Source organism: Phormidium sp. CCY1219 (assembly GCF_055795085.1).
In genome coordinates, this window is the sequence record NZ_JAYFEQ010000788.1 from 1 (window position 1) to 20,605 (window position 20,605).

At 50.1% G+C, this 20,605-nt stretch carries 19 protein-coding genes; 7 read left to right on the plus strand and 12 right to left on the minus strand.

Annotated features, from left to right (window positions below):
• From larB to AC0QH1_RS24110, 5 genes are all read right to left on the minus strand, one after another.
• A partial coding sequence (gene larB / locus AC0QH1_RS24090) for a nickel pincer cofactor biosynthesis protein LarB (protein WP_324633932.1) occupies positions 1–699 on the minus strand: 699 nt, incomplete at its 3' end.
• A gap of 223 nt (positions 700–922) precedes the next feature.
• Positions 923–2,719: an ABC transporter substrate-binding protein gene (locus AC0QH1_RS24095; RefSeq protein WP_324633933.1), complete on the minus strand. Its 1,797-nt coding sequence runs from the start codon at positions 2,717–2,719 to the stop codon at positions 923–925.
• A 73-nt stretch (positions 2,720–2,792) separates the two neighbouring features.
• Entirely contained in the window at positions 2,793–3,272 is a 480-nt protein-coding gene (gene ispF / locus AC0QH1_RS24100; protein ID WP_324633934.1) for a 2-C-methyl-D-erythritol 2,4-cyclodiphosphate synthase, read from the minus strand.
• 435 nt (positions 3,273–3,707) lie between these two features.
• Entirely contained in the window at positions 3,708–4,727 is a 1,020-nt protein-coding gene (locus AC0QH1_RS24105; RefSeq protein ID WP_324633935.1) for a DUF1565 domain-containing protein, read from the minus strand.
• A gap of 66 nt (positions 4,728–4,793) precedes the next feature.
• Positions 4,794–4,973, minus strand: coding sequence for a hypothetical protein (locus AC0QH1_RS24110; RefSeq protein ID WP_324633936.1), 180 nt, complete (start codon positions 4,971–4,973; stop codon positions 4,794–4,796).
• 149 nt (positions 4,974–5,122) lie between these two features.
• Between AC0QH1_RS24110 and AC0QH1_RS24115 the strand changes: the two genes are divergently transcribed.
• Complete coding sequence (locus tag AC0QH1_RS24115; RefSeq protein WP_324633938.1) at positions 5,123–5,347, plus strand: hypothetical protein; 225 nt, start codon at positions 5,123–5,125, stop codon at positions 5,345–5,347.
• A 118-nt stretch (positions 5,348–5,465) separates the two neighbouring features.
• Here the strand turns inward: AC0QH1_RS24115 and AC0QH1_RS24120 are convergent, their stop codons facing one another.
• A complete protein-coding gene (locus AC0QH1_RS24120; protein ID WP_324633939.1) occupies positions 5,466–6,482 on the minus strand; it encodes a S66 peptidase family protein in 1,017 nt (338 codons plus the stop codon).
• Positions 6,483–6,881: 399 nt separating this feature from the next.
• Here AC0QH1_RS24120 and AC0QH1_RS24125 point away from each other — a divergent pair, with 399 nt between their 5' ends.
• Positions 6,882–7,133: a helix-turn-helix domain-containing protein gene (locus AC0QH1_RS24125; protein WP_324633940.1), complete on the plus strand. Its 252-nt coding sequence runs from the start codon at positions 6,882–6,884 to the stop codon at positions 7,131–7,133.
• 308 nt (positions 7,134–7,441) lie between these two features.
• Complete coding sequence (locus AC0QH1_RS24130; RefSeq protein ID WP_324633941.1) at positions 7,442–8,218, plus strand: hypothetical protein; 777 nt, start codon at positions 7,442–7,444, stop codon at positions 8,216–8,218.
• Positions 8,219–8,350: 132 nt separating this feature from the next.
• Here AC0QH1_RS24130 and AC0QH1_RS24135 read toward each other — a convergent pair whose 3' ends face one another.
• The 3 genes from AC0QH1_RS24135 to AC0QH1_RS24145 all read right to left on the minus strand — a co-directional run bounded on the left by AC0QH1_RS24135 (position 8,351) and on the right by AC0QH1_RS24145 (position 10,236).
• Positions 8,351–9,277 (minus strand): DNA adenine methylase, encoded by a 927-nt coding sequence (locus tag AC0QH1_RS24135; RefSeq protein WP_324633942.1) that lies wholly within the window; start codon positions 9,275–9,277, stop codon positions 8,351–8,353.
• A complete protein-coding gene (locus AC0QH1_RS24140; RefSeq protein ID WP_324633944.1) occupies positions 9,249–9,908 on the minus strand; it encodes a NotI family restriction endonuclease in 660 nt (219 codons plus the stop codon). Before AC0QH1_RS24140 ends, AC0QH1_RS24135 begins: the two co-directional genes overlap by 29 nt.
• 169 nt (positions 9,909–10,077) lie before the next feature.
• A complete protein-coding gene (locus AC0QH1_RS24145; protein ID WP_324633946.1) occupies positions 10,078–10,236 on the minus strand; it encodes a hypothetical protein in 159 nt (52 codons plus the stop codon).
• A gap of 574 nt (positions 10,237–10,810) precedes the next feature.
• Here AC0QH1_RS24145 and AC0QH1_RS24150 point away from each other — a divergent pair.
• Both AC0QH1_RS24150 and AC0QH1_RS24155 read left to right on the plus strand, forming a co-directional pair.
• A complete protein-coding gene (locus AC0QH1_RS24150; RefSeq protein ID WP_324633947.1) occupies positions 10,811–11,077 on the plus strand; it encodes a hypothetical protein in 267 nt (88 codons plus the stop codon).
• A 167-nt stretch (positions 11,078–11,244) separates the two neighbouring features.
• A complete protein-coding gene (locus AC0QH1_RS24155) occupies positions 11,245–11,706 on the plus strand; it encodes a helix-turn-helix domain-containing protein (RefSeq protein ID WP_324633948.1) in 462 nt (153 codons plus the stop codon).
• Positions 11,707–11,861: 155 nt separating this feature from the next.
• Here AC0QH1_RS24155 and AC0QH1_RS24160 read toward each other — a convergent pair whose 3' ends face one another.
• Together AC0QH1_RS24160 and AC0QH1_RS24165 are read right to left on the minus strand one after the other, a co-directional pair.
• Positions 11,862–12,590 carry a hypothetical protein gene (locus AC0QH1_RS24160; protein ID WP_324633949.1) on the minus strand — a complete coding sequence of 243 codons (729 nt, stop codon included), beginning with the start codon at positions 12,588–12,590 and terminating at the stop codon, positions 11,862–11,864.
• A gap of 311 nt (positions 12,591–12,901) precedes the next feature.
• Entirely contained in the window at positions 12,902–13,081 is a 180-nt protein-coding gene (locus AC0QH1_RS24165) for a hypothetical protein (RefSeq protein ID WP_324633951.1), read from the minus strand.
• A 248-nt stretch (positions 13,082–13,329) separates the two neighbouring features.
• On the opposite strand from AC0QH1_RS24165, the gene AC0QH1_RS24170 reads away from it, so the two are divergent.
• Entirely contained in the window at positions 13,330–14,118 is a 789-nt protein-coding gene (locus tag AC0QH1_RS24170; RefSeq protein WP_324633952.1) for an SDR family oxidoreductase, read from the plus strand.
• Between the two features lie 165 nt (positions 14,119–14,283).
• Here the strand turns inward: AC0QH1_RS24170 and AC0QH1_RS24175 are convergent, their stop codons facing one another.
• Complete coding sequence (locus AC0QH1_RS24175) at positions 14,284–16,809, minus strand: bifunctional serine/threonine-protein kinase/ABC transporter substrate-binding protein (protein ID WP_324633953.1); 2,526 nt, start codon at positions 16,807–16,809, stop codon at positions 14,284–14,286.
• Between the two features lie 548 nt (positions 16,810–17,357).
• On the opposite strand from AC0QH1_RS24175, the gene AC0QH1_RS24180 reads away from it, so the two are divergent.
• Positions 17,358–20,585 carry an FHA domain-containing protein gene (locus AC0QH1_RS24180; RefSeq protein WP_324633954.1) on the plus strand — a complete coding sequence of 1,076 codons (3,228 nt, stop codon included), beginning with the start codon at positions 17,358–17,360 and terminating at the stop codon, positions 20,583–20,585.
• The last annotated feature ends 20 nt before the right edge of the window (positions 20,586–20,605 follow it).

The window sequence follows — 20,605 nt, forward strand, 5'->3', positions numbered from 1 at the left end:
ATTCACCACCCCCACCCCTGCAGCACAAGAATTGAGCATGGTCAACAGGGGGGCTAAGCCATTGAAACTGGCTCCATACCCGACGCTGGTGGGGACGGCAATGACCGGGGAATTGGCCAATCCGGCGACCACACTGGGCAATGCGCCTTCCATGCCCGCCACGGCAATCAACACATCGGACTGGGCGATCGCGCGCCAGTTAGCCAGCAGGCGGTGAATGCCGGCTACCCCCACATCGAAATAGCGCTGCACCCGAAACCCGGACAGTTCGGCGGTGACGGCGGCTTCTTCCGCCACGGGCAAATCCGCCGTTCCGGCACAAAGGATACCGATGGTGCCGGCAATTTCCCCGGGAATGGGCGCGATCGCGGTAGCACAAATGCGCGCTGTGCGATAGTAATACAGTCCGCTGACTCGTTCTTCAAGCTGGGCGTACACTTCTGGCTCAATGCGGGTGGCCATCACCACTGGCGTGTCCCGGCGCATTTTTTGTATAATGTCCGCGATCTGTTCCGGCGTTTTCCCCGGTCCCCAAATCACTTCCGGAAAGCCGGTTCTCAAATTGCGGTGGCGATCGATGCGGGCAAAATCTCCCACGGGTTCGAATCCCACATACTTCAATTCTTCTAAGGCAGCCGATGGCGTAACTTTTCCCGCAGCAACCGCTTCTAACAGGGTTTGGATGGCTTCTGGATTCATCAGTTTGTCGCTTATCCTGAATACACTTGCAAAACTAAATTTCTCCTGTCTATTTTCCCAAAAAATTAGTCGATAAATTGAGTTTTTATGGTGTAGTAGAGATAATATTAGATTCGTTCTTCACCCCCTACCCGGTCAGGGTGGGGCTAAATACGGACTTAGCCCGCTTAGGCGGGCTATTTTTGACGGGTTTTGCCGCTGGAAACCCTTGTGGGATTGGATATTACTCGTCCACTACCCGGAGTTCGTAAATATTCCAGAACGCGCCGGCGAGGGGGGAATACTCGATGCCTTTTACGCGATCGCGCACTGCAGTCATTGACAGTTGGTTGACTAACTGAATTACTGGTAAATTCTCTTGGGTCAGGCGCTGGGTTTCGGCATAAATTTCCTTGCGCTTTTCTTCATCCAACTCTTGCGACCCTTGAATATACAACTCGCCGATTTTTCGTTCCCAGTCCGCCACTTCCCGTCCCACAAGGGGAGTTTGTCCGGTTAGTCTTTGCTGATTGAACAAGTGCAATCGCCCGTCTGGAGACCATAAATTAGAAGCCCAATGGGGTTCGACACCGCCACCAAATCCGATAATAATCGCTTGCCAATCTAACGAATTAGTCAACTTGCCGGTCAGCGCATTCCAGGCGAGGGGCTGGAAATCCACCTGAATGCCAATTTGACTCAAATTTTGCTTGATTTGGGCACCCATTGATTCGCGAATTTTATTCCCCGCATTGGTAATTAAAGTAAAGCGAACCCGGTTGCCTTCCGGTCCGATAAGTTCCCCTTCTTCATTATAGCTAAATCCTGCATTGATCAGCAGTTCTTTCGCTTTCTCGGGATTGTGGTCATACACTTTCAATCCTTCTTCCGGAGCGAGATAGTAAGGACTTTGCACGGCAATATGAGAATTAATCGGTCTGCCAATGCCTTGAAAGGTATTTTCAATTGCCGTTTCCCGGTCGATCGCATAGGCGACTGCTTGGCGAAAAGCGAGGGTATTAAACCAGCGAGATTTCTCCGGTTCGACCACGGGGTTTCCGGTTTCCGCATTGCGCCCTTTGTTCAAGTTAAATGCCATAAAAGTGATGCCCGGAGCCGGTTCCATTTCATAATAAATCCGAAAATCGTTCGCTTCTTCTTTCTTTTTCAGCAAGGGAAAATCTTCCGGTCTGACGGAAATGGCATCTAAGCGTTGAGCCATAAATTGCAGCACCGAGGTGTCTTGAGATTCGACAATTTCCCACACCACGCGCTGGATATAAGGCTGGTTTTCTCGCCAATAATACGGATTTGCCCGAAAGGTAACGCGCTCGCTGGTGCGGTAATTTTCTAGCATATAAGGCCCGTTGACGATGATTTCTTCTGGAGGAGTATTGGTGCCCCATACAGACAGAAATTGCGGGTTTCCATCTTGGTCTAAAGTGTTAACCGATTCGCGCAGGGCGTGGGCCGGTAAAATAGCCAAAGCAGTGGAACGCAAGAAGGGGGCAAAGGGTTCGGGTACGGTGAATTCGATGCGGCGATCGTCCAGTTTTTGCACCGTGGGAAAGGCGCGGGAATTGCCAATTCGCAATACGTCGGAAATGCTGCTGGGAATTTTTTCGTTAAAGTAAATGTCGTTATAAGTAAAGACCACATCTTCGGCGGTTAACGGTGCGCCATCAGACCATTTTAAACCTTCGCGCAGGGTAAAGACGATGCGAAGATTGTCGTCTGAAATGTCCCAGGATTCGGCTAAGTTTGGCTCTACTTCGCCGGTGAGGGGATTTTCATTAACTAAGCCTTCATAGGTATAGCCAAAAATATTGGGAGATTCTTCGCTGAGGGCATAGTTAAAGGTTTTCGGGTCGCTGAGAATGCTCAATACTAATTGCGAGACTTCTGCCGCATCGCTTTTGAAGGCGGCGGGCGTACATCCCCCGAGGTTGATACTGAGGATGAAGGTTAGGAGAAAGGCGAGAATGCGATGGGAATATTTTTTAATCATAATAGACCGTTGGGGGTTTTCTGTAGGCATCATTTCGCTTTTATATGATTGTAGCGAATTGCGGGAAATTTAGCGGGGGGAGAAAGGGTGGGGGAAGGGGTGAGAATTAGTCTGCCATCAGCAAGACGACGGCATAGGCGGAAATGCCTTCTTCTCGTCCTTCAGGACCGAGTTTTTCGTTGGTGGTGGCTTTGATACCGATGCGATCGCGGTTCATTTGTAATCCCTCGGCGAGGCGATCGCGCATGGCAGAAATATGGGGTTTGAGTTTGGGTCTTTCGGCAACGATTACGGAATCAATATTGCCAACTTGCCATCCGCGATCGGCGATTAATTGGTTCACCTGAGCCAACAACACGAGACTATCGGCACCTGCCCATTGCGGGTCGCTGGGGGGAAAATACAGGCCAATATCGCCCAAACTCAAGGCACCGAGCATGGCATCCATGATGGCATGAGTCAGCACATCGGCGTCGCTGTGACCGAGCAATCCCAACTGGTGGGGAATCTCGACGCCGCCGAGAATCAATTTGCGATCGCGATCGAGCCGATGGATATCGTACCCGTTACCAATCCGAACGTTCATGGGTTTTCCTCTCACTTGTGTGGTAAATTTACTTTACCAGAAGAGTTCCCCACCCCATCAAATTCCCTTCCACCTCCCTGCCACTTCACCGCCCACCGCTTCTCCCCTCGCAAAAGCGCGCGGCAATGAATCGCCTGCATTCCCCCTAGGCCATTCCGAGCATTAATTGGGCAGAAATTGTAATTTTTTTGGAAAAATTAATGCTATAAAATTGAAAATATGCTATAATTTTAAAATCGATAATTTGCCGAAATCTGTAGGGTAGGCATTGCCCACCTCCCCGAGACTAAATGCTGCTTATTTGCCCTTCCTAATGAAGTGTTTTCCCCACTAAACAGGACAGGTTCTCTCTGAAAAAGGAATTATAGTGGTAATGCCAGAACGTGATAAGGTGGGCAGTGCCCACCCTACGACTAAGAGCGATCGATGCAGGAATTATTGAAGTTGGACGCCGAGGACGCGATCGCCGGTTAATTGATTGCCAACGGCGACGAGGTTTTGTTGTTTCGCTGCATTTTGCACGTCATAGCGTCCGTTATTAGCAAACATATTATTTCCCTCAGCGGTTGCAGTGCCTAAATCCGGTTGAGACTCGCTAATAGCGACCAACCCATCGCGCTGATTTTCTACGATCGCATTACCGCGCAGGATGGGGCGGGCGGAATGGGTAATCACCAATCCATCGAGATTGTTGCGAATTTGATTGTCCGCCACCAACGGTGCAGCATCGCCGCCGATCGCCAATCCAAACCCCGTATTTTCTATCTGATTGCCGCGAATTTCGCCGGCTGTATTGTGGGTCAGAGAAATGCCATTCCCACCATTATCGGCAATCCGATTATTTTCAATCCGAGGCGCAGCATTTCCGGTGACAAAAATTCCCTCGCGATCGCTATTCACCAATCGACTATTGCGAATTGTCGGCGCAGTAGATTCCACCCAAATTGCCGTACCGCTGCGATTGCGATTAGTCACGGTCACGCCCGCAATTTCTGTCTTTTCTGCAGCCACAATGGTGACATTTTGTTTCGCCCAAGTGCGGCTGAGATAATCGCCGCCGCCGATAATTTTCACCCCTTCACCCTGCTGCGCTTCGTTACCTCTCAGGGTAACGCCAGCTTTTAATTCCAACGGAAAAATTTCCCCGGTTTGGGCGCTATATTCCCCGGGGGCAAGCTGAATCACCGTCCCCGGATTAGACTGTTTTAATGCATAAGTAATGGTTTGTAACGGTTGGGTTTCGGTTTGGCCCACCGTGGGGTTGTCGGTCCCTTCAACCGGATCCACGTAGAGAATTTGTTTGTATGCGGGAGTGGTTTTCTGGGTCTGAGGCAATTGCACGCGCGGAACCATTTTGTTTCCCAGAGTAACCGGTTCTTCGGTCACTACAACCACACAGCCGGTCATGGATAACGCCACCAGGGCTGAGGCGAATAAATGGGAACTCGCTTTCATTTTTTTTCCTCCAAAAATGGGTGAATTTCATCAAGCCTCCCGGCAATCGGAGGCTAAAGCTTGGGACTATTTTACGTCAGGGAATGTTGCGTTGGGTGTGGGGCGCGACCCTGGGCGGGGTTCGGGTTGCGGAGTTTCCGGGGGAGGGGGATGCTGCAATGGGGTGGCGCGATCGCCTCTGGCTACCTGAATGGTCATTTGGGGGACTTTGTGATACAAATCACCAACTTTTGCGGTTGAAGTCACGGTTATTTATGGGATTATATCACAACTACCCTGAGATTTGAAGCAAGGGGGAAGCTGATTTAGATCGGCGTTTGAAGCCGATCGCGATCGCGGAAAAATTGGCGAAAATGTTGAATAATAAAACTATAGCATTCCCGGACTTATGCCTTATGAAACTGCAACTGCAACTTTTACCCAATGCGATCGCCGAACTGATGGCGCAAGTCAGCGCCACGCGCCAGATTACCTTAGCAGACCGCTATGGATTGATGGCGGCAATTTTGGCCGATTCCCTGGAGGAAGACGAGAGATTTTCTATCGATCGCCTGCTGCGATCGGTCAGACGCGGGCGGCTGAAAATTGTGGACGAACTTTCGTCACTGCTATCGGGATAAGGCGGCGATATCCCGTCGCCTTTTGTCCCAGCATCCCGCGTTTTTTCCCGCCGAGAATGAACAGTGATTGTCGGCTAATTTTTAGCGGCCAAAAATTATGTTATGCTTCATTTTAGATTTAGGCAACCGCCGATTCCAGGAGTTGAATCGTCCCTCGGGTGGCATCGATTTCCACTTCAATGCCAATGGGGACGGTAAATTTATCGCGAATGTGGCCGATGGAGGAACCATACCAGGCGGGAATTCCTAAGGGTTTGATATGTTCGGATAAAACTTGGGCTAAGGTTAGAGAAGGTTCGTCGCCTTCCCCGGCGGTGCAGTCGGTGCATTGGGCGAAAATAAAGCCGGAAATGCGATCGAGAATACCGGCGAGTTTGAGTTGGGTTAACATGCGGTCTACGCGGTAAATATCTTCGCCAATTTCTTCGATAAATAAAATGGTTTTTTCCCAGGGGGGTAAGTAGGGGGAACCCACCATTCCAGCTAAGACAGAGAGGTTCCCGCCGATTAATTTTCCTCGGGCTTTTCCTGGGGCGATCGCTTGCATGGGGGTACGGGGAGAATTGCGGAGGGTGACGGGTTGGCGATCGAATAAAATTTGCTTCACGTAGCTGACAGAAAAGGGATTCCAGAGAGAGGTTCCCACTGGCCCGTGAAAGGTAATAATTCCACTGCGGGCGTGAATGGCTAATAGCAGGGAGGTAATATCGCTATATCCCATGAGAATTTTCGGCTGCGATCGCATCAAGTCGTAGTCGAGTAAAGGTAAAATCCGACTGCAGCCCCAGCCGCCTCTCATAGTGAGAATTGCTTTCACGGTGGGATCGGCAAACATGGCGTTGGTATCGGCGGCGCGATCGCGATCGCTTCCCGCCAGATAGCCGTATTCATCGAGGATGTGCGCCCCTAACTTGACCTTTAAGCCTAACTTAGCCAGTTCTTTGCGAGTATAGTCGATATCGTCTCGGACGATGGGACTCGAGGGGTTGATCAAACCCACCGTATCTCCCACCTGCAGGCGAGGGGGCTTGAGGAGGGGACGCGGGGTGGGGCTATCCTGGGACGCCACGGGAAGTTGCGTGGCTAAGACAGTCAGCCCGAAGAGTTGGAGAAAGTGACGGCGATCGCGTTTCAATTCCCTGTGCTTGCCAGTTTCTAAGGTTACAAACCTATGATACAGAAAACACAAGGCCAAGGCGGATTTTTCGGGAAAAATAATTGTTGCGTAGGGGGCGATCGCTTCTGGCTTGCGGTTGTGGCAACGGCGCGGTGGTGATTAAGTAAATCGGTTAATTATAAACGAGTTGAGTTAAAACTGTCACCTATCCTCTGGTGGATTTTTGGGGAAATAAGCGCTAGTGGTGGCAATAGGGAAGCCCAACTGCTGGCGGAAATGAATTAGAATTCCTTTTCCGAGGGAATTGCAGCCCCTTTTCTAATTTTTCCCTCAAATGACTCTTGTCAATCCTGGAATTTCCGATTATCCTGTTTTAGCATTTACCCTTTTACATTAGAATGCTTGGGAGGCATCTGAGTGAGTAAATCCGTTTTTACCGAAAAATATACGAAGTTTCGCCGCCTGTTAATTCAAATGCGCCAAGCGAATGAATTAACGCAGGTGCAAGTAGCGCAGAAACTGCAAAAACCCCAGTCGTTCGTGTCTAAATACGAACGGGGAGAACGACGGTTAGATGTAGTGGAATTTTTGGAGGTGTCAAAAGCGCTGGGGGTTAGTCCCCACGAATTACTGAGACAACTGGAACACCCAACCCAGGAAAATGGATAGCCCCAGGGTGGGGGTTAAAGGTCACGTTCTGTAAATTTTGGTTGGCGATCGCCCCCTTTGGGGGCAGGTTTTTTATTGACGAGGTGCCATGCTGGAAAACAGAAAAAATATCCCGAAACCAACACCGTCAAGCCGATCGCCTCCCCCAGGGAAGCGCAAGTAAATCGCGGTGGCGGCGATCGCACTCTTTTGCAACCAACAAACTTATCCCATTATCGGACCCAAAAGGAAACTTCATGTGGAATTTGTTCAAAAAAATTTTTTCTTTTTATTCATTTTTTCAAAAATCTTACCTATTTTTATTTTTCATGTTGTTTGCCAGTATCTTCTTCTCCTCAACCTGCATCAACAACTATCTGGTAGACCGGGCAATTTGCGATGAATGGCTGCAAGAGCTATCCATTAACTTAGTGGCGGAAACCACCGGAATCCTGATGGTTTTATTTTCCGTCAACAAAACCGTGCGCGAGAACCGCGAAAAAGAAAAAAGCAAATTCAAGCAAATTGCTTTCCGCCAACTGCGCTTTGTCTTGCGAAAGCAAATTTATTTGTTTTTTGAAATATTTAAAGCTTCAGTGAAAGCGAAACCTGACAAAGACTATCAAACATTAGCTGATTTATTTGAAGATGATTTTTTTGACGAAGTACATTATTTGGATTTATTGAAAATTGCTCCGGTGTTAAACTCAGAGGGAGAAAAGATAGACTGGCTGGATTATATGGTTGCCGAATGCCATAGCTTAAAGCAAGCCTTAGAAAAGGTGGTCGATCGCTATGCGGTTTATTTAGAGTCTGACATCGTAGATTTAATGGAAGAAATCACCGATGCCCCGTTCATTCGGTTTATTACCTCGATTTGGGAAGCAAAGAAACGAGACGGACTAACATCGGAAGGGGATTTGCTATTTGCCTGCGATAACTTATTGCGCGATTACACCGAGGCATTGGTGAAGTTGGTGCAGTTGTACAATAGCAACGTAGGGAGCGATCGCAAAATTATCATTGACGAAGGGCAATGGAAGCAATGGTGGAGCCACAAAGGGCGACCGCAAATCGGAGATAGTCGGGTTGAAAGGAACAGTTAGTCATGCCACAAATTTATTTGCGATATGGGGTTAAATTTCTCCTTGGGTTTCTGGGTTTTTACGGTAAGCGAGAAAGAGTAGGGAGCGACGCGATCGCACCCCCTTCAGAATTGTCCGAATATTTTACACCTGCTATGGCGATCGTACCCAATCCAAATTGCGCCCGATGAGCAGTTCAGTGAGTTTTGCATGATGGGTATTTTTCATCGCCACCGTTTCCGTATCGAATCCGAATTGATGGGCTAACTCGCGGACTTCTTTGATATTATCGTAAGTCATCAGAAAATCCCCAGAGAGGGTACTGGCAATGCGGAAAAGTTCTTCGTGGTTCAGTTCGGAATGAGCGTACAGACGAGTGCCTGCTTTTTTGCCGGCTGCGGTGTAAGGCGGATCGATGAAAAACACTGCGTCGCCGCGATGAGCGTTTTGCGAGAGAAACGCCATCCCATCACCGGCGATAAAGGTGAGGCGATCGCGAATTTGCTCGATATTCAAAATTCGCCGTTTCAGGGTATCTGGATACCAGCGAGATGCAAGTCCCTTGCCCTTTTCGCCCCGTTTAATTTTCCCCGCACCTGCTGCTAAGATACCGCCGCGATTTACCCGGTTTTTCACAATAGTTTTAAATGCTTTTTCTTTTCGGTCAACTGGAACAGCAGACAGCACCGAATCCACAGAATCAGGAGAAATGATAAAAGTAGAAATGCGCTGAGCCAACCATTCGCGATCGCCGCTGAGAATGGTTTGCCACACGGCTGCTACTTCTGCATCGAGTTCCACCATCGTTACGCGATCGGCTAACCGTTCAAATGCCACAGTGAGGCTAACAATGCCACCCCCCACAAAAGGCTCAATAAATTCAACCCCAGGGGCAGACTGGCGTGCTAACCACTGCCGAATGCGCGGCACTAACCAGGTTTTTCCCCCGGGATATCGGAAAGGACTCCGCAGGGGCACGGACATCACATTGGGGATTTTTTCGGGAATATTATTGTCAAACAGGGATAATTGACGCATTACAAAGCTCAAACTACAAAAGGTCAGTGAGTGTAGGAGCATCTGGAGGATTCTCCAACTTTTCATCGAGTTTTTCTTGCAAAAACTGACAAAAATCATCCATCGAACCCGCTTCGGGAGTGGTTATGCGATCGAGGGCTGGTTTAAATAAGGTATAAACTTTGCGAAATTCGGTAAGCTGATAGCAGTTTCTAGCCGCATCGTGCTGTAGGTTATAAATTAGCCATGCAACATCTGCTTCGGTGGGATCCACTTCTGGCAGGGCGGGAAGCGTATTGTAAAACCCTTTATGTAAAGCCACCGCCTGTTTTTTACCCCATTTTTTTAAGATTCCTCCTTTGTAAATTAATTGTGGTGCCAAACGCTTGCGAGAAGAGGAGAGGTAATCGGGGCGGGGAGAATTTCTTTGCCCACTCCAGTCCATATTAAAGCGCTGAGATGGATCTTCCATGTAGTATTCAAATGGCCGTCGCACGTTGCCAGAAATGTACACAGATTGAACTTCCAATGTGCCAAAATTAATGATGCGTCCTCCACTGTCGTAAGCCACCAACACCCAATCGATGTTACCAGCAGATTGACCCTTTTTGTCATTGAGGCGAATTTCAGCAAGGGAAGTCCATGCAGTATTTTCGGGGAAAAAAATGCTGCGGCATCCTCGACAATTAACCAATCCTGACGAAAGCGAACCGGACAAGTAATTGCGATATCATCGCCTGTGTAAACACTACAAACCCCCAATAAATCCTTTCTAGACCCGCGATCGCAAACATTATTCAATCCTTTCTGTTCCTTTCACCGATTCCCCCGGAGATAACTGGTGCAGGTTTTAGCACATTCTATCACGATCGGATAGCTGCTTGCAGATAGCACATATCGGTGGCGGTGCGGGCTGCCGGTGATTCATGGTGGGGGAAGGTTTGTGCCAGGATTGGTGCCGATACAAGCCAGGGTTTCTGCTGCTGGATGGGGAGGCGCAACCCAATTGCTTCGGCCTTCAATTCTTTCGGTAAATGTAGCCAATTTTGAGCGGATTTTAATCGGTGCAAAGAGTTGATTGGCTTGGGGGATAGGGGATATATTCCGATGGGGAATCGGCGCGATCGTGCAGGGAAATTTTCAGCGCGCCACTGGGGTAAACCCTGGGTTGCAGTGGCGCGATTTGTTGCTCGCGGAAGGTAGAGAATGTCTCTCTCTCGGGTGCTTATAATTATGATTAAGTTGGCGATGTTATAACCCGCCGTAATCTGCACAATTGAGCAAATCGCAAACCTTTTCATCGCCGATGGGTTTGATTTTTTCTCGGATGACTTGCAATGGCTAGCGGTATGTCCTCGGGTTTGAAGGGGAGAAACCCCCCAAGGAGCAGATGATGCGATCGCTGGCGCTTCGGATCCATATCGGCGTCTTGGGACCTTTTCGATCGCGAAAAATCTCGGTTGCACTTGTTCTACGATGGGAAAAAGCCCCCAAACAAGCTGCCCCGACAATCCATGAGGGATCCGCGCTTGTCGGTGGTCCGGAAGGGTTGCCAGGCCCCACCCGATCCACTTCCCCCGCACTCAGGCGAAGCTAGTGGTTTGCAACCTCGCCGGTTTCATCCGCAAATCCAGAGCAAACGCGCCGGAAAACAACCCGGAATCGGGCGATCGCCATTTTTCTCCGAAAATGGTGATATTGAGCGCCATCATTCCCCAACTCGCTGTTCTCGGGGGTTTCACCACTCACCCCGGGGATCCGGTTGATGACTTGCCGCGATCGCCGGGGCTTGGCAGACAAATTGTCGGTTGGCAATTCGTCACCCCTCCGGAACAATTTCTTGCTAAATTCTGCGGAAGGTGACAGAAAAGCCGGGTCTGTGGAGTCTGCCACCCTTGGGGGCACCTGCCCCTATGGGAAGAGAACCGGGGGGAATTTCCCCTCAGTGTTGCATGGGGTTAAAATTGATACAATTTCACTTTATCTTTGCAACTATATATGAGAATTGTCCTAGCGTTCAGGTTCATGGCATGGCAGGAGTGCTTAAACTCGAAATCGCTGAAACGGTGGAAGAACTCAAAACCCTGTTGGCGAAACAAACAACCGCAAGAGGTCGCGAACGAATCCAAGCTCTCTATTTACTAAAAATTGGTCAAGTCAAGACCCTCAAAGAACTGGGGATTTTGCTTGGCAGAGATACGGCGACGATTTACCGATGGTTTCAAAAATATAAAGCCGACGGGTTACAAGGGATGCTGGCAGTTAAAAAAGGTCAGGGTCGAAAACCGGCAATTCCCAAACCCGTTATGGAACGATTAAAAGAGCGCCTGCAAGAACCGGACTCATTTAATAGTTACAGTGAAGTCAGGACTTGGCTGAAAAAAGAGTTTGGGATTGAAGCTTCTTATAAAGTCGTCCATGAAGCAGTTAGATACAAACTCAAGCTAAAGCTCAAATCCTCGAAAAAAAAGCGCAATAAAAAGAATAAGTAATGCAGATTTTAACAACTAATTATTCACCATGATTCGGAGGGACGCGGCATTGCCGTGTCCTTACAGGCGGTGAATCTGGATCGAGATTTTAAAAAATAGGTTTGAGGAGGAATGTAGGGGGTCAGGGGTGACAGGTTCAAATCCGTTTTCCTGGTTCAGAGGGGATGTTGCAAGCCGGCGAGAAATCCTCGACGGGCGTGCGATCGCAGATTGGATTCGCGCAACTCCATCAAGCAAACTAATTCGTCTCCTTTATAATAGTCTGGATTGCGCTCTAAAAAATACCGCACGTCGGGTTTTTTGCGAATTCCGGCTTTAATGTCGGCCCAGTTGCCGCGCAGATGACCCCGGGAGGTAGGAAAGCGAATTAATCCGGTTTTTGGGTTGTAGTATTCGCCGAATTTTTGGGTAGCCAAAGCATCAGCGATCGCCTGCATTGGTGGCGGAGTGGGATAGCGATAGGTGGGATAGAAGACTTTGGCAAATAAGGGTAAATACCGATAGGTACGGTATCCTTTGACAATCAAAAACCAGTAGAGGGGAGTGTGTGGATGTTGGGCTTTGATTTGACCGGCTAAACGACACCACGCCAGGGGTAAAGTTTGTTCTCCCCAATATTGGCGATGGATAATCGTATCCCCGGAAAAAATCGCGCGAATGCGATCGCCTTCCCACTGGCGCGATAGGATAGAGAGGGTAGAAAATCCCCCTAATTGTCCCTCGGGGTTCCACAAGAGGATAGCATAATCTTTTTGGCTTAAATCGTTCCAAAAAAAATTCTCGCTAGTGCCATCATAATAAGTGCGATATAACTCGTACATCACCGGGCACAGGTGGGGAAACAAATGGGGTTGGGCAATAACTTTTGCAGTTAGTTTACTCATTCACTGGCTAACTATAGATTTCTTTTAAAATTCGACGTTAAACCGATGGTTATCCGAGAAAGTAAGCGGGGGCGATAACCCGTTTCAATTGATGAATTGAGCCATAGAAAGTTCCCCCTTTTCGACCCACCCTCTGTAAGATTCAAACACAATTATTCAAAAAGCATGAAATCACCAGAACATGCTGGGTCAAAAAAGCAGTACCGAGCAGCGTTAAAAAAACCACTCGGAACCCCTTAGCCAACCGAAGTTTCCGAGAAATTTTGATAGCGCTGCATTCGGTAAGAACGGGTGAGTGTCATGCATCCACATCATTGGGTAGATCCCGAGGTATCGGAGGGAGGTTTCACCCGGATTTTGCGGATGAGTTCTCTAAGGACATCGGTTTTGGTTCGCTTTGTCATTTCGCAATACGCCTCCAGTCGTTCGAGTTCGATTCCGGGCAGACGAATGGTTAAAACGCGATCGGATAAACGCCTTTTATTGGACATGATACTTCTAGTGGTAGTACATCTCTATTATGACCAGAGGAACGACGAGTGGCAAGACCCCAGACCAGAGAAAACCCCTGCACTGTAAAGCCCTCGGGGGAAATCGCGCCGTGCAATTGGGTTCACAGGCGTAGCGCCAAGGGAGGAGAGAAAGGGAGTGAAATTCTCTCTAAAGGAGGTAGAGATGCCCAGGGGCGGGATGCTATACCACTGACAGTAGAAATACCCTATTATTTTGGGAGAACCACATGGTCAATCAACTCACAGGAAAAGTCGCCCTGGTAACGGGTGCGGGTTCGGGAATTGGCAAAGCGTCAGCGCATTTGCTGGCGAAAGAAGGGGCAGCGATCGCCGCCTTGGGACATACCGCCGAAAAAGTGGAAAAAGCGGTGGCGGAAATTCGAGGTGAGGGTGGAGACGCGATGCCGTTGGTTGCAGATATAGCGCAACCGAAACAGATGGAAGAGGCGATCGGGCAAATTGCCGCGCAGTGGGGACGACTAGATATCCTGTTTGCCAATGCGGGGATTAATGGCGTTTGGGCGCCCCTCGAGGAACTCACCCCGGAAGAATGGGAAAAAACGATTTCTATCAATCTCAACGGCACTTTTTTTACGGTAAAATACGCCATTCCTTATTTGAAAAAACAAGGCGGTTCGGTCATTGTTACTTCTTCGGTGAATGGTACCCGAATGTTTAGCAATACTGGAGCTACGGCTTATGCATGTTCTAAAGCGGCGCAGGTTGCATTTGCGAAAATGGCAGCCTTAGAGTTAGCCGAAAATCGCATCCGCGTGAATGTCATCTGTCCGGGAGCAATTACCACAGAAATTAGCGACAATACTCAAACTCGCGATGTAGAAAGCGTGCGCGAACCGGTGCGATATCCGGAAGGTAAAATTCCCTTAACCGACGGTCAACCGGGAACCGCCGCACAAGTAGCACAGTTGGTACTATTTTTAGCCTCCGATGCTTCCAGTCACATCAGTGGCACGGAAATGTGGATTGATGGCGCTCAGTCGTTATTGCAAGGATAAATGGCGATTCAGGGCAGGGCATTGCCCTGTCCTTACAGGGGTTTTGGGTCGGGTGATATACTTGCTGCTGCGGTGCGCGAGACTCCGGCGTGCGAACTTGCGTGCATCCGAGGCATGGGAGCCGGGGTCTCACGCACCCTACGTGGTGACATCCGTTACTCGCTTTTATGTTCGGGCTTGCAGGGTGGAACAGCGCACCGGGACGAACTCGTAGCCTTTGTGACGGGGGGCAATAGTGAGCCACTCGATCGCGTCACCGAAGCGATCGCCGTTGGGCGCGAATTGGATAAGTCCGCTAGCACCAATTGCCTGAAACTCATTTTCAGAGAGGATGTGCTGCAATTCCTCGCGGGTTTGCGGGTGTCGTTCCAAGCCCGCGATCGCCGCCACGGTGGCATCGTGAGACAGGGCGGCAACCCAACTCACATCGGCGCGATCCCAGAGAAATCGCGCTTGGCGATAAAATGCCGACTCGCGATGGCACTCTCGGTTCCAGGGTAGGGCCACCATCACGCCATCTGCCCGAGTCCGGGTGAGTTCCGGCGTGTATAAATTCTCGGTGCCGACGATCGCATAGCTTGGGGGTTTAGGAGGGCGACGGTTGCGGTCTTTTTTCGACCGTGGGGGTGGGTTTCCCGGGGGCGGTGGGGGTTTGCGTCCCCGGCGCGGTGGCGGTTGGGTCACTTGGGCGATCGCATCTAAGGCATCTTGTTGCATCTGGCGATCGGCGAGAAAAACCAGGGCGACCTCATCGGGGCGATATTGTGCGATATAGCTTAACCCATCGGCGATCGCCCAAGGATGTTCTCCCCCATCGAAGGGAATCATTTCCTGAAATTGGCTAGTTGGAAAATTCGCTTGAAACTCTTTTAATAACGAGCGACTGTAATCGCTATTGCTGTTATAAAAAACCGCCACTTTCCAGAGATGCTCTTGTTGGCCAACATAGTGCGCCATTGCTTTGGCGGTTACTGCATCGCTGTTTACCGTGCGGAATAAATATTCATTGTCTTCGCCAATTTGCGAAAGCCCGGCGGCGCTGCTGGTGGCAGAAATGGTGACTAACTTATTTTTGTAGATATCTGCAACGGCGGTGGTAATCTCGCTATGACAGTGCCCGATCGCCGCTAAAATATCCGCCAGTCCCACTAAACTGCGAGCGATTTGTTTTGCCAATTCTACGCGATCGCCATCATCGGCAATTAACACGCGCAGACGCATTTTTTCCTGGCTTTGGTTCAAGTTATCTTGCGCTTGAGCCACGCCGCGCAATATTTCCAGCGCTTCGGTGACACTCCCACTTAAAGGAGTCACCACCGCAATGGTATAGGCGGGTTGGGTCGCAATGCGGGCATTATTCAAATAAATCAAGGTTTCCGGATCGGTTGGGTCTTCTTGGCGCGCTTTTTCTAATAATTCCACAGCGCGATCGTAGTCTTGATTTTGGAACGCTTGCACTCCTTTGGTTTTCGCCGCCGAAATAGGCGAATTTTGAAATAAAATTTCTTCGCCACAACTCAAATAATCCCCCAGACTGGGGGGACAATTTTGCGGATTCATTTCCCGTCCCGAGGGAAGGGGTGCGGCGGGCGACATTTCCCGGTTGGCCACTGTTTTGGTGACAAATTGCGGGGGTTTTTGCCGGAAATAAAACCCACTGGCGATCGCTGCAATTCCCAGAACCAATCCCGTCCCCAAACTCAGCAGTTTCCAGGGGATACGGCGTGATTTTGTGGGGGATTTTTGCGGAACAGTTTCAGAATATCGGGGAGGAATTTTATCCGGGTTTTGGCCGATATTGTACGAATTGCAGATAGCTTCTAATCGGTGTAATATTTCCCGGGAACTTTGCGGCCTATTTTCCGGTGAAAATGCCATTAAATCGTCGATTAAGTCGGCGAAAGGTTTTGATATATCGGTGCGATTTCGCCAGATGAGTTGGCGAGTAGTGGGATGGGTGGAGAGATGCTTGGGGGGTTGGCCGGTGAGGAGATGAACGAAGGTTCTACCTAGGGCAAAAAAGTCCGAGGGTAAGCCGGCAAATCCATCATGTTGTTCCGGGGCGGTATAGCCTTGGGTGTAGACCACGGTTACTTCTTCGGGGGTGACTTCTCGCACTTCGCCAAAGTCAATTAAGACCAGTTGTCCCGCCGCATCGAGCATAATATTGGAGGGTTTGATATCGCGATGAAAAAAGCCCTGCTGATGGACGCGATCGAGAATCAGGGTTAATTGTTTTAACCAGGCGATCGCCAAGGTTTCTTCCGGTTTGCCAATCGGGCGATCGCCGCGTTTTTCGAGCCACTGGAGTAAATTTAATCCTTCGATGCGTTCCATGACCAAACAGTGGACGGGGGGCAAGTTTTGCTGCAGCAAACTATCAAAAAAACCATCTTCGCACACTTGTGGAAGTCCGCGATCGCGCAACTGACGCAACACTTGTGCTTCGCGACGAAAGCGGGAAATCGCCCAATCATCGGTATCGTAAAGCACTTTGAGGATTTTCGGCGAGTTGCGATCGCTGGCTTCAAAGGTTCTAGAGTATAAGACTCCGCCCAGGGAACGAGTGGCGAGTAAGCGCGTGGCCCAATAGCGACCGTTAAGCAGCAGTTGCGCGCCACAGTGACGGCAAAAAAGTCCGTTATCGGGGTTTTCGGGCACGGAACAGTGAGAGTTAATACAATATCTCATTGCGGTTTAAGTTATGGTAGTTTTGCAAACGTCTGTTTTTATTGTATTCATCCCATTGCGGCGATCGCCATAGAGATTATCGCTTATTCCCCCGGCATTTAGGGAAAACCACCGCAGTGGAAACCTTTGCGGTTCGAGGTTTGAGCGTTTTTTGCCTCGACACTTTCTACTAGATTACACTCTGTTTAACACAAGGGAAGAGTTGCTGTCAAGGGTTTGGGGCAAAGATATCAACTTTTATCAACTTTTATCAACTTTTCGCGATCGCCGCCCCAGCAAAGGCCAACTTTTCCCGCAAACATGTCAACTTTTATCAACTTTTCTATATCGTCAGTTACCCGACGAACGGGCCATACTGATATATAGTTGCAACGACAGAGGAACCGCGATGTTGCTGAAGATTCATCAACAAGCGTGCAAATGAGATTGCACACCCACTGCTGGGGGAGGCGAAGCCTCCGAAAGTGCGTTCCCAGGCGGAATCCTGGGAACGAAGGTCACGATAAACCCCGATCGCAGCGTAATTAATAACAGGAGACATCGGCGCAATGTTCGATAAAATACCCGAAAAATACATGCAGAAAGTCAAATGGCTGCTAGCAATAGGCTGGTTGCTGTTAATTGCCTCTTTATTTTACGATCCGATTTCCACCGCCTTGACGCATCCGGAAAACGCCCTCAGTCCCTTTCGAGTCAATCCCGAGAAATGCATTCCCTTTAAAAACCACTGTATTTACGATCGCCACCCTTATGAAATGGGGTCTACCATCTTTTGGGGAATGGTAGTTCCCAGCGCCGTCATGTTGCTGTTAGTCTTCGGTCACGAAGCATGGCGGCGCATTTGCCCCTTGGCATTTTTCTCGCAAATGCCGCAACGACTGGGAATCAATCTCAAAAAGCGCGTCCGTCCGGATTCATGGCTCGGTCGCTATCAATTATACCTGCAATTCGGCTTATTATTTCTCGGCTTAACCCTGCGTTTGGTGTTACTGGATTTCAATCGGTTGGCGTTAGGAAGTTTCTTGCTGCTGACGATTTTTGCAGCAATTTTTGTGGGCTATTTGTACGGCGGGCGAACCTGGTGTCATTATTTCTGTCCCATGTCGCCTGTGCAAATAGTCTACACCGGACCGCGAGGATTATTGGGAAGCGAAGCGCATCAACAACCCCGAGGAAGCATCACCCAGTCCATGTGTCGCACCCTGGAGAGAAACGGCGGAGAAAAAATGAACTGCGTGGGCTGTAAGTCGCACTGCATGGACATTGATGCGGAAGATTCCTACTGGGACGCCCTGCACAAACCGGGGCGCAAACTGATTCAATACGGCTATGTGGGATTGGTGGTGGGCTTCTTTTTGTACTACTTTTTTTATGCGGGAAATTTCGCCTATTATTTTTCCGGTCACTGGACTCATCGAGACGCAGGGTGGGAAATTTTTGACCCCTTTGGGCTGCATTTAGGAACTAGGCCGATCGCCATTCCCAACCTGGTAGCGGTTCCCCTGACCCTGGCGTTATTTTGCAGCTTGAGTTATGGGATATTTCGCTGGGGGGAAAACGCTTACAAGCGCTATCGGTATCGGATTAAAAAACCCTTAACTGACGAACAAGTTACCCATCACGTGTTTTCCGTGGCCACGTTTTTAGCGTTTAATTTGTTTTTCATTTTTGGCGGACGTCCGGCGGTGATGAAGTTGCCAGAAACGGGACAGGTATTGTTTAACTGGTTCGTGCCATTGGTGAGTACATTGTGGTTGTATCAAACCCTAACGCGCACCCAAGCGGGGTACGATCGCGAAAAACAAGCAACCAGTTTGCGTCGTCAACTGAAAAAGCGGGCGATCGCGGTATCGAAATATTTTCCCAATCGGGCGATCGAAGACCTAAGTGCGGATGAAATTTACGTGTTAGCCAAGGTATTGCCCGATCGCTTGTTGATTTACAAAGAAGTCTTGCGCGAAGCCTTAGAAGATGGTAATATAGATTATTCGCACAGTTTGGCCGTACTGCACGACCTGCGGGAAGAACTGGACCTCACGGAGGAGGAACATCAGCGGGTGTTAACCGAATTGGGGATTGAAGGAGAGTTGCCCGACCCCGATCGCCGACGCAGCGCGGAAGACCGATTGCGAATCGAGAGCTATCGCCAATCCTTAGAACACCTGTTGTTAGACTTGGTGGAACGGGGCACCCCGTTAACACAAGCGTATCAGTCCCAGCGCCAGACCATCGCGCGCTTGCAGCAGACCTATCACATTCGCGAATCGGAACATCGCCAAGTGCTAGCGGGCATGTTCAACGAAGATAGTGCGATGTTGCAAACGGCGGATGCGTTGTTAGTGCAGCTTCAGAATGTGGCACTGCAAGGGCGATCGCTGAGTCAGAGCAGTTCCGATGCGCGCGGCGGCGTTTTTGTGCTGCTGCGATCGCTGCTGCGAAACAAACAGCATCACATCGCCGCCAAACTGCTGCGGATTTTAGAAATCCTCGGCGAAGGGGAATCCGCCACCCGAATTGCCGGATCTGCAGGTGCCCTCGCCGGTCAGGCGATCGCCGATTTACTGCAATGCGACAGCTCGAAGTGGCGCGATCGCTTGAGCGACGATATCCTCACGTTGCTGCCAAACCATCCCCGCGATCGCGCCTTCGCTCCCACCATTGTTTCGCACTTAAAGAGCCGCTCGACTCCCCAAGATTCTACCACGGTGGTGCGTCGTTCTCCCACCCAACTCCCCCCGGACCTCACCGTGGCGCGACGTCCGGGAAAAACCGCCAGTGCCTCACAAGCAACAGTGGCGCGGCGTCCTGGGTTTGGCACCGGATCGGAAGATGTCACCGAGATCCGGCGTCCGGAGATGGGGGATCCGCGCGGGGATGCCACGATGGTGCGGCGTCCCACCCCGGCGCAAGTGCCGCAAGCACCCCCGATCGCGGCGATCGCCCAACTGCTGCAAGACCCAGACCCGACGATTCAGGCGGCGAGTTTGTATGCTCTGTATCAGCTCGATCCGCAACAAGGTCGCGATCGCGCCCGCGAGTGCCTCGCTTCGCACAATTCGCCGTTTCTCCAGGAAACCGCACAACACCTCTTACATCCAGCCAGCGATCGCACTGTCGCCCGGGTTCCCACCTTGATTGCGGAAAGTCCCCGAGGTTTGGACCGACCCCAAATTTTTCAGCACGCTGTAGTGAGAGTAGGACGAGGACTGGATAACGATATCGTCCTTCCCGATACCCGCGTCTCCCGCCACCATGCGGCATTTTACCTGGATGACAGCGGGGTGAGAATCAAAGATTTAGACAGCAGTAACGGAGTGCGAATCGGCGATCGCGCGGTGGGCAATCAACCGGTGGCGATCGAATCTGGGGCGATCGTGCAATTCGGCACGTTAAACGGTCCGACCCTGAAAATTTCCTGGGAAAAACGTCCCCCCTCTACTGCCCCTATTTCTACCCTCGAAAAGCTGTTATGGCTGTTTGAACATAGTTTGTTTAAATATCTGCAAGCCGATGCCTTGATTGCCCTCGCCCGCGATGCACAGGTGCGCGTTTACGACCCGCCACAGGAAATTTGCGCCGGTTCGCAACCCACCTCTACTCTGCGATTGCTGATGAGTGGTGCGGCACAGGTGCAGCAATTGCAAGGGGATATTTTTCAGCCTCTCGAAACCCTTTTACCCGGCCAAAGTTTGTCGGATAATTCCTTGACTCGCGTTATCTGTACCGCAGAACATACCCGGGTTTTGATACTGTGTTCTCATCAGGTCGCGGATTAATTTTAGTAGACTTATTGAAA